Genomic DNA, 13830 nt, shown 5'->3' on the forward strand with positions numbered 1-13830 from the left:
AAACCTGATCAACAAGACGATCACCCACCACAACTCGGGTGGTACAGCGCTCAAGTAGGCGGAGGAGCGCGGCCTGTCTCCGCCGTGGCGGCGGCAGCGAGTCCGACCGGTGGGGCCGTGGCCCCTGGTCGGCCTCGCTGCCGCCGCCTCCTGCATGTGTTCCCCCCTCAGGGCAGGATCGGCAACGCCCCGCAGTTCGATGCCGCCGGCTTCCCCGACAGGCGGTCCGTCAGCCAACTCACCGCGCTGCCCTGGTCGGTGAGGAGCGGGGCGAAGTGGTTCAGCAGCGGGCTGATCACGTTCGGCAGGATCACCGGTCTGTACGTGACGTTGGCGCCCTTCGCGCACCAGTCCGCGGCCAGGCGGCGGGCCTGGGCATGGGGAACCAGGTTGTCGCTGATGCCTGTCGCTATGCGGATCGGGCTCGATGGTTCGAGGGTGCCTATGCGCTGGCTGTTCAGGAAGGTCTGGAAGGCCGGGGTGGACGCGATGATGTCGGCGATGGACTTGCCGTCCGTCGTCCACTTGGTGCTCTTCGCGTAGCCGTAGCCGAACAGGGCGTCCCCCACGCACATCGTCGACAGGTCGGTCATCGCCGCCTTGCCCGACGCGTTCAGGTGGGCCTCCGCCAGCGGCTTCAGCGTCGGGTCGGACTGGAGGAAGCCGTTGAGCGACCAGGCCAGCGCGCCCGCCAGTTCGCTGCCGTCGATCGCCTTCGTGACCGCGGTCAGGTCGGCCGGCGGGGCGCCCGAGTAGGTGCCCGCGAGGGTGATGTCGGGGGCGTAGGAAGGCTGGAGTTCCGCTGCCGCCGCCGTGGCTCCGCCGCCCTGGCTGTAGCCGAACAGGCCCACCCGGGACTCGGAGGTGACCGACGTGTGGGGGAGGGAGCGGGCGGCGCGTACCGCGTCCAGGACCGCGTGGGCCTCGTCGAGACGGTTGACGTAGGTGTGGAGGCGGTCCGTCGCTCCCAGGCCGGCGTAGTCCGTGACGACCACCGCGGCGCCCGTCGCCAGGAGGCGGTAGATCGCCACGTCCTCGTAACCGACCGACACCGTACGGCCGTTGAACGACAGAGGGTGCTCCAGACCCAGGGACGCGGCGCACTGGTCCCCCTGGCCCATGGTGCCCGGGGCCACCGCGACCAGGGGGCGCGGGCCGCCTCCCTTCCAGGCCGCCGTCGGTTCGATGTACGCGCCGGTGACCGCGACCGGGGCCCCGTTCGAGTCCGTCGACTTGTACATCAGGCGGGTCGCCCGGCCCGGGAGGGGGCCGTCGAGGGTGGGGAGGGAGATGGCGAGGGGGAGGGGTTCGGTGCGGATCACCGCGCCGTTGGAGGCGGGGAGGGTGGTGGGTGGCGTGTAGAACGTGGGGATCTGCACGCCTCGGGACACGACCGTCTCCGTCGGGGAGACGTCCGCTGCCGCGGCTGTTGTGTACGAGAGTGCCTGGGCGCCGAGGCAGGTCGCAGCGGTGACCGCTGCGGCCAGGAGCCGTCTGCGTGCGGGCATGGCGAACCTCCTGTGATGCGTGGGGCAGGAAGGAAGCGCTGAGAACTCGGGGAGAGGCCGAGGGGTGACCTCTCCCTGCCGAGTCGTTCGCCAGGACCGTACCTACTGGTCGGTTACCTCGGGTAGCAGTCGGGAGATTACGGTTGAGTAACTTGACTCACTGTCTAATTGGGGAGACGGGACGTCACCGATCGCAGCCGGTGGCCTCCGGCGTGAACTTCATGGGGCCGAGCCGGTCCGCGGCGGCGGCCTCGGTGTAGGTCGTGCGGGTGACCTGGTACCAGACGGCGTCCCTGGAGGTGTCGCCGTCCACGTCGTCCAGGCTCACGCACCAGCGTTCCTGGCGGACCACCCGGGTGTACGTCTCGGTGCCGCTGCGGACGCTCTTGCACTTCCTGGAGCCCTTGGTGGACGTGCACTTCCTGACCATGTGCGGGCGCGTGGCCTTGGTGGTCTTCCTGGGGACGTGACGGACGGCGTCGCGGAGTCCGGTGACGGTGGCCGTCTCGGGCGCGGTCGCCAGGTCGTCGCCGCCCTCGTCGTACTGGCCGTTGCCGCTGTCCTCGCTGACGGTGTGGTCCCCCCGCGGGTCGTCGTCCGGGCCGCTCCCGTTCCCGCTCCCGTTTCCGCCTCCGCATGCGCCGAGCGCGGCCATGAGGGCCATCGTCAGACCGGCCACCATCAGGCGTTTCTTGCTGGGCATGTCGTGTTCCCCGTCCGTCACTGTCTCGAAAAGACGGTCAGATTACCTCCCTGACGTCGCGGTCACCGTGATCGCGACGAGCGATGCGGAACGGCCGGCCCCGGCCCGGCGGTCCGGGGTCGTGGACCGCCGGGCCGGTCGGCGCGAGTGTCAACAGGGGCTGTGCGAGGGCTGCGTGGCGGTAACCGGTTCGTTCTCGGTGATCCGTTTCCGGCCCTCGGGTGAAGGCCTGGACCCAGGCTGGCCACCGAAGAGGTGTCCCAGGAGCCCCTCCCGTCACTTCGGGCAGCCCGGTTCCCGTCCTCCTCGCTTCCCGGCCGGCGTTGACAATCGGCCTCGGACCCCTCCATCATCATTCCACTAATCAAGTAGTGGAATGGTGGTGGTGATCGTGGAGTACCGCATCGACAGGCGGAGCGGGGTCCCCGCCTTCCAGCAGATCGTGCAGCAGACCAAGCAGGCCCTGCGGCTGGGCGTCCTGGTGCCGGGTGACCGGCTGCCCACCGCCAAGGAGGTCGCCGAGACCACTGCGGTCAACCCGAACACCACCCTCAAGGCGTACCGCGAGCTGGAGCGCGAGGGCCTGGTCGAACCGCGACCGGGCCAGGGCACCTTCGTACGCCGCACGCTGGGCCGCCCCGAGACGGGCACCGACTCGCCGCTGTACGCGGAGCTGGCGGCGTGGATGTCGAAGGCGGCCGGGGCCGGTCTGGAGCAGGAGGACGTGGCCGCACTGGTCGCGTCGGCGATGGAGAAGCAGTACGCCGCCGGGACCACGGCGGCAACGGGGTCCACGACAACTAGGAGCACAGGTGAGTGACGGTATGTACGCGGGGAAGCCGGCGCTTGAGGCGTACGGGCTGGGGATGCGCTACCGGCGGGGCTGGGCACTGCGGGACTGTTCCTTCCGGCTTCCGGCCGGACGGATCTGCGGGCTGGTCGGGCCCAACGGGGCGGGCAAGACCACGCTGCTGAACATCGCGGCCCATGTCCTGGAGCCGACGAACGGCTCGATCAGCCTGTTCGGCGAGGCACCGGGCTCGGCGGAGTCCGGCCGGCGCACCGCGTTCCTCGCCCAGGAGAAGCCCCTGTTCCGCCGCTTCACCGTGGCGGAGACCCTGCGACTGGGCCGGGAGCTGAACCCCGGCTGGGACCAGCGCGCCGCCGAGGACATCATCCGCGCGGGCAACGTGCCCTTCGAGGCGAAGATCAGCACCCTCTCCGGCGGTCAGCGCACCCGCGTCGCCATCGCCCTCGCCTTCGGCAAGCGCCCCGAACTGCTGCTGCTCGACGAGCCGATGTCGGACCTCGACCCGGTCGTGCGCCACGAGATCATGGGCATTCTGCTCGCCGAGGCCGCCGAGCACGGCACCACCGTGCTGATGTCCACCCACGTCCTCGCCGAACTGGAGAACGTGTGCGACTACCTCGTCGTCGTCTCCGGCGGCGGCGTGCGCCTCGCCGGTGACGTGGACGAGCTGATGTCCGTGCACACCATGGTCACCGGGGTCCGGGAGGGCGACGGTCTGCCCGTCGCCCTCGGGCACCACACCCTCGTCGAGTCCCGGATCAGCGGACGGCAGTTCACCGCGCTCATCCGCCCCGAGGGCCCGGTCACCGGCCCCTGGGAGACGGACACCCCGAACATGGAGGAACTCCTGCTCGCCTATCTCCGCTCACCCGACGCACCACCGCTGGTCACCCCCACCGCCCAGGTCCATGGTCAGGGCCAGGCGTTCGGCATCGGGACGGTGGCGGCATGAGCACCTTCACCAGCGCCTCGAACCCGGCCGGCACCACGACCGGCACCCCGACCGACGGCAAGAACGGGACCATGAACGCGACCACCACGGAGGCCACCCGGCGTCCCCACCTCAGCGGTATGACCTGGCTGGTCTGGCGTCAGCACCGGGCCGGGTTCTGGTCGATCCTCGCCGCCGCCGCGCTTTCCGTGGCCTGGATGGTCTACCAGCGCGGCCAGTTGACGGACTTCCTCACCGGCCACGGCTATCCCGCCAAGAACCTCGACGAGGTGGGCAGCGCGTTCCAGCAGTACGTCGACGCGTTCTCCTTCGTCGCCCTCGGTCTCGGGGTGATACCCATCCTGCTCGGTGTCTTCCTCGGCGCCCCGCTGCTCGCGGGCGACCTGGAGAACGGCACGGCCAAGCTGGTCGCCGCCCAGTCCATGAGCCGGACCCGCTGGCTCGCCACGAAGCTGGCGCTGGCCGGGCTGGTGGTCGTGGTGAGTACGGGCGTGCTGTCGGCGGTGTTCGGCTGGTGGTGGAACCCCGTCAAGTCCGAGGTCACGGTCATGGACTGGATGTCCAGCCAGGCCTTCAACAACACGGGCCCGGTGCCCGTCGCTCTCACCCTCCTCTCCGTGTTCGGCGGAGTCGCGATCGGTGTGGTGCTGCGCCGCACGCTGATGGCCATGGTCGTCACCTTCGGGTTCACCGTGGCCCTCCAGGTCGTCTGGTCCTACTCCATCGAGTCGCTCGGCAACGCTGTCACGGTCACGACGAACAAGGGTGTCATGGGCGAGAACGGGTCCCCGTCGCTCCCCCGCGGCGCCTACGAGATCGACTACTCGTTTGTCACCGGCAGCGGGGATCTGGTGGGATTCGGCACCTGTTCGGGATCGCAGACCGACGCGGCACGGCAGGTGTGCCTGGACAAGGCCGATGTCGTGGGCTATGCGGTGGAGTACCTCCCGATGTCGCAGATGCACGGTATGCAGTGGTTCGGGGCGTCGATTCTGTTCGCCGTGACGGCCGGTGTCGTGGCGTTCCTCTTCTTCTGGGGCCGTAAGCGCCTCGTCTGAGTCGCCTCGTCTGAGTCGGCTCGTCTGGGTCGGCCAGTCCGACTCCGTACGCCCCGCGCCCCTTCTCGAAGGGGCGCCTCTTCCCCCTCTGTTTCTTTGTCCCGTCCGCCGGGCTGTTTCGCCATGCCCGGAAGTCCGGAGAGAAAGGCATGCCTTGAATCACCGTAAGAGGCGAGCGAGTGAGGCTTCCGCTCTCGCCGCGCTCGTCGCCGCCGCCCTTACCGCGGCTCTGCTCGTCGCCGCCCCGGAATCCGGGGCCGCACAGTCCGACGGCGGTACGGCGGGTACGGCCGGCGCCCTCGGCAAGGCCAGGACCGTCACCCTCGTCACCGGTGACCGGGTCACCCTGGACGCCACCGGACAGGTCACCGGTGTGCGGCCCGGCAAGGGACGGGAAGGCACCGCCTTCCGAATAGCGCGGAACGCCGGCCGCACCTACGTCGTCCCGCGTGACGCCGAGCGGCTCCTCGCGAACGGCACCGCCGACCGGCGGCTGTTCGACGTGACCCAGCTCGTGAAGTGGGGCTACGACGACGCGGCCCGCCCCGACCTCCCGCTGATCGTGACGTACGCCAAGGGCCGCACCCTCGCGCCGAGCGCGCTGTCCGCCGCCGGCGCCCGGGTGAGCCGGGACCTGCCCAGCGTCAACGGGGACGCGCTGAAGGCCCGTAAGTCCGAGGGCGCCGAACTGTGGGAGACGCTCACCGGCAGCGGGGGGACGGCGCGGGAGAGATCGGCTGCCGCCGACCGGGTCGAGAAGATCTGGCTGGACGGGAAGGTCGAGGCAGCCCTCGACAAGAGCACCGCCCAGATCGGCGCCCCCGAGGCATGGGCGGCCGGGTATGACGGCAAGGGCGTCAAGGTCGCCGTGCTGGACACCGGGGTCGACGGCACGCACCCGGATCTGAAGGGCCGTATCGACGCGGCCAAGAACTTCTCCGAGTCGGCGGACACCGTCGACCGGGTGGGCCACGGCACCCATGTGGCCTCGACGGTCGCGGGGTCGGGCGCGCACTCCGGGGGGAAGTACAAGGGGGTCGCGCCGGGCGCCCGGCTGATCAGCGGCAAGGTGCTCGACGACGAAGGCTCCGGCCAGGAGTCCGGCCTCATCGCCGGCGCGCAGTGGGCCGTCGCGCAGGGCGCCAAGGTGATCAACCTCAGCCTGGGCGGCCCCGACAGTCCCGGTGACGACCCCCTCGAACAGGCGGTGGACGAGCTGTCCGCGTCCTCCGGCGCCCTCTTCGTGATCGCCGCCGGCAACGAGGGCCCCGACGCCGGCACCGTCGGATCGCCGGGCAGCGCCGCCGCCGCGCTCACGGTGGGCGCGGTGGACCGCACCGACGCCATGGCCGAGTTCTCCAGCCGCGGCCCGACCGCGGACGGTTCCCTCAAGCCCGATCTCACCGCCCCCGGTGTCGACATCGTCGCCGCGAAGGCCGCCGAGGGCACGGAGGGCGACCCGGCAGCCGACGGCTACGTGTCGATGAGCGGTACGTCGATGGCGACCCCGCATGTCGCGGGCGCCGCCGCGATCCTCGCCCAGCGCCACCCCGACTGGACCGGCGAGCGCATCAAGGCCGCGCTCACCGCCTCGGCGAAACCCACCGCCGGTGTGTCGGCGTTCGCGCAGGGCACGGGCCGTACCGACCTCCCCCGAGCCCTCGACCAGCAGCTCACCACCAGCCCCGCCACCCTCGGCTTCCCCGCCCAGCAGTGGCCGCACACCGACGACCAGCCGTCCACGAAGACGGTCACCTACCGCAACGACGGCGACCGCCCGCTCACCCTCGACCTGACCACCGAGGCGTATGGCGAGGACGGAAAGCCCGCCGCCGAGGGCATGTTCGAGGTCTCTCCGAAGCAGCTCACCGTCCCGGCGGGTGCCACCGCGACCGTCCAGGTCACCGCCGACAGCGGCGCGGGCACGGCCGACGGTTCCTTCGGCGGCGCGCTCACCGCGACGGACGGCGCGGGTACGACCGTACGGACCGGCATCGGCGTACACCGCGAGGTCGAGTCGTACGACCTGACGGTCAAACACCTCGACCTGAAGGGCAAGCCCGCCATCCGTTCCCAGACCGGGGTGCAGGGCCTGGACAACGAGATCTGGCAGGACCACTCCGACGACACGGACGGCGAGTTCACCGTACGGCTGCCCAGGGGCCGTTACAGCCTCGAAGGCCGTGTCGACACGGGCCCGACCCCGGACGCCGACTCCGGGGAGCTGGCCCTTCTCCTCAACCCGAAGTTCTCGCTCACCCGTGACACCACCCTCGTCATGGACGCCCGCAAGGCCAAGCCGATCCGGATCACCGTGCCGGACAGCAGGGCGAAGCACACCGACGGCACCTTCACCTACGGGTTCGACATCGACGGGAACCAGAGCCACTCGACGTACATGGGCAGCTTCGGCAACCTGCGCGTCGGGCAGTTCGGCGCCCGGCTGCCGGCGGGCGAGGCGGTCGCGCAGTACAACGGCACCTGGAGGCACGGCAGTACGAGCTACCGGCCGGTCTGGAACCGTACCGGCGATCTGTCGGGCTTCACCGCGAACCTGAAGCGCGCGCAGTTCGCCAAGGTCACGATCCCTGTCGGTACGCCCGCCAAGGGCAAGTCGGCGTCGCTCGTCGCCGCGCCGTTGCTGCCGGGCGGCTCGTGGATCGACTTCTACCAGGAGACGCGCTCCCTGCCGGGCAGCTTCACCGACTACGTCCTGCCGGGCGTGAAGTGGCGGTACGCCGTCTCGCAGGAGGGCGGCAAGGACGCGGAGGGCGAACCGGTGTGGGACGCCGGCCAGTGGACGGCGCAGCCCCGCTCCTACAGCGCGGGCAAGCAGTACACCGAGCGCTTCAACACCGGCGTCTTCGGCCCGCACCTCACCGGCCCGCTGACGGACGGCGACGACCGTCCCGGCGCGGTCCGTATCGGCGACACCTTCCTGGTCTACCTCCCCCTGTTCTCCGACGGCGCCGGCCATGTGGGCGACTCCCGCTACAGCAAGGCCAGGAGCACTCTGTACGCGGACGGCACGCAACTCGTCTCCGTGGACGCGCCCTTGAACGGCGGCTCGTACGAACTCCCCGCCGCCAAGCGCACGTTCCGCCTCACCACGGACGTCTCCCGCCCCACCACGCTGTCCCCGGTCAGCACCCGGATCACCGCCGAGTGGACCTTCACCTCCGCGCACGTCACCGGAGTCGGCCAGCGGCTGCCGCTGTCGGTGGTCCGCTTCACGCCCCGGCTGTCCACGGCGAGCACGGCCAAGGCGGGTACGCGATTCTCGGTGCCGTTCACGGTCGAGGGCGCGGCCACCGCACGCACCGCCCGCAAGCTCGCTTTCTCGGTCTCGTACGACGACGGCCGGACCTGGCACCCGGCGAAGGCGGTCGGCGGCAAGCGCCTCGACCTGCGCCACCCGGCGAAGGCGGGCACGGTCTCCCTGCGCGTGGCCCTCACGGACACGGACGGCAACACCCTGAAGCAGACGATCCACCGGGCCTATCGGACCGTCAAGTAGGCGCCATTACAAGAGAGTTGAGCGCCCGGGTCGGCTTCGGTCGGCCCGGGCGCCCTTGTGATGGGCCGTCGACGGCCGCCGGGAACGGAGAGTGGCCCGAGGGGGGCGCTGCGGGCAGGATGGCCTCATGAAAAATCTGTCCGAACAGCCGACCGGTTGTGCCTCCTCTGGCTCGGTGCTGTCGTTGTGGTCGCAGGACTCCGTGCTGTCGATCGGCTCGGTGGGATCGGTACTGTCCGTGGGGTCCGTCGGTTCGGCCTTGTCGATCGGCTCCATCGGAAGCGCCCTGTCGGTCGGCTCGATCGGGTCCGCCCTGTCGCTGATCTCGACCGGTTCGTGGCTGAGCACAGGGTCGCTGTTCTCCGCGCAGTCGCGGTGGTCGGTGCTGTCCTGGCGCTCCTCCGGCGGTTTCCTGGCCGCGGGAGCGCTGGGGGTAGGGGTGGCGGCCGGAGGCGCTCTGCTGCTGGCCCAGATGGCACGCAGGGCGGAAACCGGCGCCGTATATCCCTGACCGGCGGAGCTGGCGCACCGTCACTTCACCTCGGTGCACACGACTGTGCCCACCGAGAAGCCGACCCGGAGGGGCCTGTCCTAGTCGTTCCCGTCGGAACCCTGGTTGCTGCTGCCGTTGTTGCTCTTGGTCCCCCTCTTGCTCACCACCCGGCCCGCCACCAGGGTCGCGGTGGCCACCGCGCGCACCCAGGGCGGCCCGCCCCGCGCGGCCCACACGACACAGACGCATCCGCCGACGGTGAGCACAAGGACGCCGATCAGTAGAAACAGCAGCACGCTCATCTCCCTCTTTCCGTTCCGGTACGCGCATCCTCGCAGCCTGCGTGGACCGGGGCGGGACTGATCCCAGCGGTGGAGAGCGAGTTGAGCCGCCGGTGGTTCACTCGCGGGAGCAAGTCGGGGCGCGCTGAGGCGCCGACGATCAACACTCTGTGCGGCAAGCAGGAAGCCAGCACGGTCGGAATGGACATGGGGGGAGCGTGCTTCGGAAGGTGTCCGAAGTCAAGCGAAGGTGTAGTGGCGCCTCTGGCGGTCGAGTCGGCAGTCGTGATTCCGCAGACTGACCTGCGGCAACGGCGCAGAGACAGGCGGATCCGCAAGATCAAGTACCCCACTACTGGAATATTCTTGAGGTGTCATGGACGGGCCGTGGTCGCTCGCTCTAGCGTTTTCGCCAAGGCGGGCAACCGACCTGCCCGACACAGAGGGGGCACGATGACGCGTGAGGAACTGACCCGACTCACCGGCAACGGGGAATGCGGTGGCGACGACTGCCCAACGTGTACCGAACGGCCTCGGGGTCGTTCGTGTTCCAAGGTGATACATCCAATGCCTTCGTCCCGCCTGCGGGGGAAGCGCTCGTAGAGATTCCGGAAGCGGTGCTGAGGGAGGCTGTCCGTGCTCTTGGCTGGTGAAGACTGGCGGAGGACGTTCGATGCCATGCAACAGGAGGCATGGCGGCTGGAAACCTTGCCCGTCTACCGCGTGCCCCAGGAGGAAGAGCTCGTTCGCCGGTTCCTGGACGGGGAGCCGGTCACGCGCGAAGCGACACAGCCCTGGTTCGACCGCGTCCAGGGGTACGTGGCCGACGGGCGCAGGGTGGGACGAGTTCACATCGTCACCCAACCCCTCTCGGACTACCTCCGCTTCGAGTTCGAGTACTACCGGCACAACGTCGAAGCCGGGGAAGCCATTCGCATCCTCGATGTGACCCATCGCCCGAACTCCCTTGACGGGATACAGGACTTCTGGATGTTCGACCGGTCTCGGATCGTTCTCATGCACTATGAGTCGGACGGAACCCAGATCTAGCCTCCGACCTGGAAGGCGTGGACTGGTTCAAGTCCTCCTACAGTAACGGCGGCGGTGTCTGCGTCGAGGTCTCCAACGACCTCCCCGGCGTTGTCCCCGTCCGCGACAGCAAGAGCCTCAACGGGCCGATCCTGGTTGCTTCCGAAGTAGCCTGGGGTGTCTTCGTGGAGCACATCAAGCACTGAGCGCAGAGCGGAAGCAGAGGACCCCCAACCACACGGTCGAGGGTGCTCTCCTGCGACTGGAACTCGGGCGAACTGTCTCCCGAAGGGCCTGGGCACCGGTGAACGCGGGCTGCGCGTGCGCGGTGTGAGGTGATTCAGCTGTCGGTGTCCTTGGGGTGCCGGGTGGAGGCGTAGACGAGGTGCACGGTCCGGCGGGGTTGGTCGACGAGATAGCGGTCACGGCCGTCGGCGGTGACCTCGTACTCCCACTGCGGGTACTCCGTGCCGCCAAGAGTGGCCGTGGTAAGGCGCCCGCGGAGCCTGTGCTGGCGGTTGGGGTCGTTTGTGGAGAGTGGGTCGGTACGCAGGGCCTCGTAGCAACGCCGGGTGTTGCCCAGGGCTTCGGCGCACAGGTCGCCCCAGCCTTTGGCCGCGTCGTTCGTGGTGAATCGGAGGCGCCATTCGTTACCGATCGGCGGTGGTGGGACGTCGTCGCCGCGTTTGGGGCTTACGGAGCGGGTACCTCGCCGTGGTCCTCGTCCGGGAGGGGGGTGGTCAGCTGCGCCGTCAGGTCGGGGTCCGCGAGGATTCTGGCGGTGGCGCGCCATTCGGCTATGACCCGGTGCAGGTTGGTGTGTACGTCCAGTTCTGCGGCGTCGTGGGTCGCGTTGACGAGGTCGACGACGAACTCGCGAACTTCTTCTGTCGACAGGTGCCGAGTCCACGGAAAAACCTCGGGCAGGGCAAGCAGAATCGCGCGGGCGCCCTCGTCGCTGCTGATCAGGGCTGCGAACAGCCGGGCGGTGACGTCGGCGGTCTCCTCGCGCTGACGGTCATGTCGCTCGGTGGTGAGGTACAGGTCCTCGCCGTCACGGCGCGTTACATGGACACGCTGGGCACGTTCGACGGTTTCGGCGACCCGCTTGGAGTTCTTCGACAGATCAGAGAACGAAACGGTCAGAGTGGACATAGGGGAAGCGTAATTCGGAATATGTTCCGAAGTCAAGGCAGGGTGGCCGGAGAGGGCGGCAGGCCCGCCCGACGCGCCCCCGGAATCGGCACGTCCGACGACGGGTAGAACTGCGCGTACCACCGCCGCAGCGCCCTGATCCCCTTCTCGTGGGGGAGCAGGACCGGGCGGGCCTGGTGGATCTTGTGGTCCCAGATCGCGACCTCCTCCCGCACCTCCCCCAGGGCTTCCGCGCGGAACACGAGCTTGAGAGCGGGTGTCAGGAACCGGAACGGGAACCGGGCCGGTTTGCGCAGGTAGTACAGCATCCGGAGTTCGCTCGTGCGGTCGTCGACCGGGGTGGTGAGGGCGACGGCGGTCACCGACAGGACCGGGCCGTTCACGCGGACCACCATGACGCCCGGGCCGTACATGAATGCGTCGAAGGTGTTGTTGATGTCCCAGCGGAGAACGCGTCGGGCGATCCGGCCGCGGGCCTCGGCGTACGGGCCGTCCTGGCGCCACTCCTGGACCGGGGGTTCGCTCTGGCCGTGGATGAAGTGGAAGTGGGACTCGTCGACGATGTTCTCGCGCATCTCCTGGACGTGGATACGCGCCCGGCAGGTGTCGTCGATGGGGGAGGCGTAGGCCTTGGACTCCGTCTCGGGGATTTCCGGTACCTCCCACGACGGCTCGCCCGGCCCGGCGTAGACGAGGACCAGTCCGCTGTGTTCGCGGACCGGGAATCCGCCGAGGGACACCTTCGGGGTGTGGGCGGCGAACGGTGCCTCAACGCACTTGCCGTCCGTGCCGAACCGCCAGCCGTGGAACGGGCACACCACCGTGCCGTCCACGACCTTGCCCCCGGCGCCCAGGTGTGCGCCGTAGTGGGGGCAGTGCGCGTCCCGGACGGTGGCCCGTCCGTCGGCTCCCCGGAAGGCGATGAGCGCGCGTCCGAAGTAGTGGAGGCTGACGACCTTGCCTGGCCGTAGGTCGGTGCTGCGGAGTACGGCGTACCAGCCGTACGGGACGAATGGCATCGGATAGTCGTCGGCTCGCGGGTCGCGCGGGAGGGACGCGAACGTGTCGTGACTCCGCCATAAGCGCATGCGCCGATGCTAGGTCGTTGAACAACGCTCGACCAGGGCGCAGCTTCGCCCAGGTCACGCGAGGGCGCCCCGGTCCGTGACCGCCACAGCACACCGTTCACCACAGGGTGTGGTCCATATCGCCGGCGGCGCCGCAGGGACGCCAGGGACGAACTCGTCCTCCGGCTCGCGGGCGACCCGGAGGACGGGGACACGGCGGGCAGGGCCATCGCCGCCCGGTTCGACGGGATCCGTCCGAAGTTCGCCGAACACGTTGAGGCGGGATTGATCCATCCGCTGACGGTGAAATGGGGCCGGCCGGTCTGAACGCTCCGTCAACTCCCGTACTGATAGGCTGAGTTGACCCATCTATAAGCGCCACCCGCACTGAAGCATCAGGCACCCCCTGACGGGAGACAGCTGCACGTGGACACCACCGGACCACGCACCGCCGAAAGCCTTGCCGCACGCTTCCACGACGTCGACTCGGCCGGCGTCCCCGAGGACTTCATCGCCTATCTGCGGAAGATGGAGGAGAGCGAGAGCGGCCGCGCCGTGCGGGAGGTCACCTACCGCGCCCTGGAGGCCGCCGAGGGCAAGGGAGCGGACGTCGGGTGCGGCGCCGGCCGCGCCGTCGCGGATCTCGTACGGCTCGGAAAGGACGCTGTGGGGGTCGACAGCAGCCAGGCCATGGTCGACGCGGCCCTGGCCAGGTTCCCGCACTGTCGCGTCGTCAGCGGCAGCGCCTTCGAGCTGCCGTTCGAGGACGGTGAACTGTCGTGGTACCGGTCGGAGCGGACCTTCCTCCACTTCGGCGCTCCCGCCGAGGCACTGTCCGAGGCCCGCAGGGTGCTGAGGCCGGGCGGGACGATCGTTCTCGCGGACCCCGATCTCGGGTCGATGGCGGTGAGTTCGCGGTTCCCGGAGACGACCGACGCGGTCAAGGGCGCGTTCTGCGCGGCCGTCCCGAATCCCCACGCCGGCACCCACAGCGCCTACCATCTCGCCGACGCGGGATTCACCGGCATCGAGGTCGTTCCCGTCATGGCGGCCCTGAACGACCACGCGTCCGCGTTCGGCGTGGTACTGGAGCCGGCCCTGACGGCGGCTCTCGCCCAGGGCGCCGTCAGCGAGGAGGCGGCGGCACGGTGGAAGGACGACCTGGGCGATCTCTCTCGCCGGAACGCCTTCACCGCGACGGCGACCTTCTTCATCACCACGGCCCGCCTGGCGTCGTAGCCGCCGATGCCCGCCGA

Annotated in this window: 13 protein-coding genes and 1 pseudogene; 9 read left to right on the forward strand and 5 right to left on the reverse strand. The window is 69.6% G+C overall.

The genetic code is table 11. The annotated features are described in order from the left end of the window. Window positions 1-167 precede the first annotated feature (167 nt). Together IEY89_RS33540 and IEY89_RS33545 are read right to left on the reverse strand one after the other, a co-directional pair. A complete protein-coding gene (locus IEY89_RS33540; protein WP_189151311.1) occupies window positions 168-1508 on the reverse strand; it encodes an alpha/beta fold hydrolase in 1341 nt (446 codons plus the stop codon). A 184-nt stretch (window positions 1509-1692) separates the two neighbouring features. Then, a complete protein-coding gene (locus tag IEY89_RS33545) occupies window positions 1693-2211 on the reverse strand; it encodes a hypothetical protein (RefSeq protein WP_229695550.1) in 519 nt (172 codons plus the stop codon). 376 nt (window positions 2212-2587) lie between these two features. Between IEY89_RS33545 and IEY89_RS33550 the strand changes: the two genes are divergently transcribed. The 5 genes from IEY89_RS33550 to IEY89_RS33570 all read left to right on the forward strand — a co-directional run bounded on the left by IEY89_RS33550 (window position 2588) and on the right by IEY89_RS33570 (window position 9060). After that, window positions 2588-3031, forward strand: coding sequence for a GntR family transcriptional regulator (locus tag IEY89_RS33550; protein ID WP_189151312.1), 444 nt, complete (start codon window positions 2588-2590; stop codon window positions 3029-3031). A 4-nt stretch (window positions 3032-3035) separates the two neighbouring features. Further along, window positions 3036-3974 carry an ABC transporter ATP-binding protein gene (locus IEY89_RS33555; protein ID WP_189151361.1) on the forward strand — a complete coding sequence of 313 codons (939 nt, stop codon included), beginning with the start codon at window positions 3036-3038 and terminating at the stop codon, window positions 3972-3974. Then, window positions 3971-5032: an ABC-2 membrane transporter-related protein gene (locus IEY89_RS33560; RefSeq protein WP_189151313.1), complete on the forward strand. Its 1062-nt coding sequence runs from the start codon at window positions 3971-3973 to the stop codon at window positions 5030-5032. The genes IEY89_RS33555 and IEY89_RS33560 overlap by 4 nt, the downstream gene beginning before the upstream one ends. Before the next feature lie 154 nt (window positions 5033-5186). Next, entirely contained in the window at window positions 5187-8549 is a 3363-nt protein-coding gene (locus IEY89_RS33565; RefSeq protein WP_189151314.1) for a S8 family peptidase, read from the forward strand. 127 nt (window positions 8550-8676) lie between these two features. Then, window positions 8677-9060, forward strand: a complete 384-nt coding sequence (locus IEY89_RS33570) for a hypothetical protein (RefSeq protein ID WP_189151315.1) — start codon at window positions 8677-8679, stop codon at window positions 9058-9060. Window positions 9061-9140: 80 nt separating this feature from the next. Here the strand turns inward: IEY89_RS33570 and IEY89_RS33575 are convergent, their stop codons facing one another. Beyond that, window positions 9141-9344, reverse strand: a complete 204-nt coding sequence (locus tag IEY89_RS33575; protein WP_189151316.1) for a hypothetical protein — start codon at window positions 9342-9344, stop codon at window positions 9141-9143. Window positions 9345-9776: 432 nt separating this feature from the next. On the opposite strand from IEY89_RS33575, the pseudogene IEY89_RS41075 reads away from it, so the two are divergent. The 3 genes and pseudogenes from IEY89_RS41075 (at window position 9777) to IEY89_RS33585 (ending at window position 10558) form a co-directional block, all read left to right on the forward strand. After that, window positions 9777-9976, forward strand: a pseudogene (locus IEY89_RS41075) (hypothetical protein). Next, on the forward strand, window positions 9960-10373 hold the full coding sequence (locus tag IEY89_RS33580) for a DUF6879 family protein (protein ID WP_189151317.1): 414 nt from the start codon (window positions 9960-9962) through the stop codon (window positions 10371-10373). Before IEY89_RS41075 ends, IEY89_RS33580 begins: the two are co-directional and overlap by 17 nt. Before the next feature lie 17 nt (window positions 10374-10390). Beyond that, entirely contained in the window at window positions 10391-10558 is a 168-nt protein-coding gene (locus IEY89_RS33585) for a DUF397 domain-containing protein (RefSeq protein ID WP_229695551.1), read from the forward strand. A gap of 487 nt (window positions 10559-11045) precedes the next feature. On the opposite strand, the gene IEY89_RS33590 is transcribed toward IEY89_RS33585, so the two are convergent. Next, a complete protein-coding gene (locus tag IEY89_RS33590) occupies window positions 11046-11507 on the reverse strand; it encodes a prevent-host-death family protein (RefSeq protein WP_189151318.1) in 462 nt (153 codons plus the stop codon). A 32-nt stretch (window positions 11508-11539) separates the two neighbouring features. Then, window positions 11540-12595 (reverse strand): Rieske 2Fe-2S domain-containing protein, encoded by a 1056-nt coding sequence (locus IEY89_RS33595; protein WP_229695552.1) that lies wholly within the window; start codon window positions 12593-12595, stop codon window positions 11540-11542. Window positions 12596-13000: 405 nt separating this feature from the next. On the opposite strand from IEY89_RS33595, the gene IEY89_RS33600 reads away from it, so the two are divergent. Then, complete coding sequence (locus IEY89_RS33600) at window positions 13001-13813, forward strand: methyltransferase domain-containing protein (protein WP_189151319.1); 813 nt, start codon at window positions 13001-13003, stop codon at window positions 13811-13813. The last annotated feature ends 17 nt before the right edge of the window (window positions 13814-13830 follow it).

Origin of the sequence: Streptomyces lacrimifluminis, assembly GCF_014646095.1 — a bacterium.
Classification (GTDB): domain Bacteria; phylum Actinomycetota; class Actinomycetes; order Streptomycetales; family Streptomycetaceae; genus Streptomyces; species Streptomyces lacrimifluminis.

Bases quoted from the DNA above. Each gene is read 5' to 3' on its own strand.
- IEY89_RS33540 (WP_189151311.1), bottom strand. From the start codon at position 1,508: ATGCCCGCACGCAGACGGCTCCTGGCCGCAGCGGTCACCGCTGCGACC.
- IEY89_RS33545 (WP_229695550.1), bottom strand. From the start codon at position 2,211: ATGCCCAGCAAGAAACGCCTGATGGTGGCCGGTCTGACGATGGCCCTC.
- IEY89_RS33550 (WP_189151312.1), top strand. From the start codon at position 2,588: ATGGTGGTGGTGATCGTGGAGTACCGCATCGACAGGCGGAGCGGGGTC.
- IEY89_RS33555 (WP_189151361.1), top strand. From the start codon at position 3,036: ATGTACGCGGGGAAGCCGGCGCTTGAGGCGTACGGGCTGGGGATGCGC.
- IEY89_RS33560 (WP_189151313.1), top strand. From the start codon at position 3,971: ATGAGCACCTTCACCAGCGCCTCGAACCCGGCCGGCACCACGACCGGC.
- IEY89_RS33570 (WP_189151315.1), top strand. From the start codon at position 8,677: ATGAAAAATCTGTCCGAACAGCCGACCGGTTGTGCCTCCTCTGGCTCG.
- IEY89_RS33575 (WP_189151316.1), bottom strand. From the start codon at position 9,344: ATGAGCGTGCTGCTGTTTCTACTGATCGGCGTCCTTGTGCTCACCGTC.
- IEY89_RS33590 (WP_189151318.1), bottom strand. From the start codon at position 11,507: ATGTCCACTCTGACCGTTTCGTTCTCTGATCTGTCGAAGAACTCCAAG.
- IEY89_RS33595 (WP_229695552.1), bottom strand. From the start codon at position 12,595: ATGCGCTTATGGCGGAGTCACGACACGTTCGCGTCCCTCCCGCGCGAC.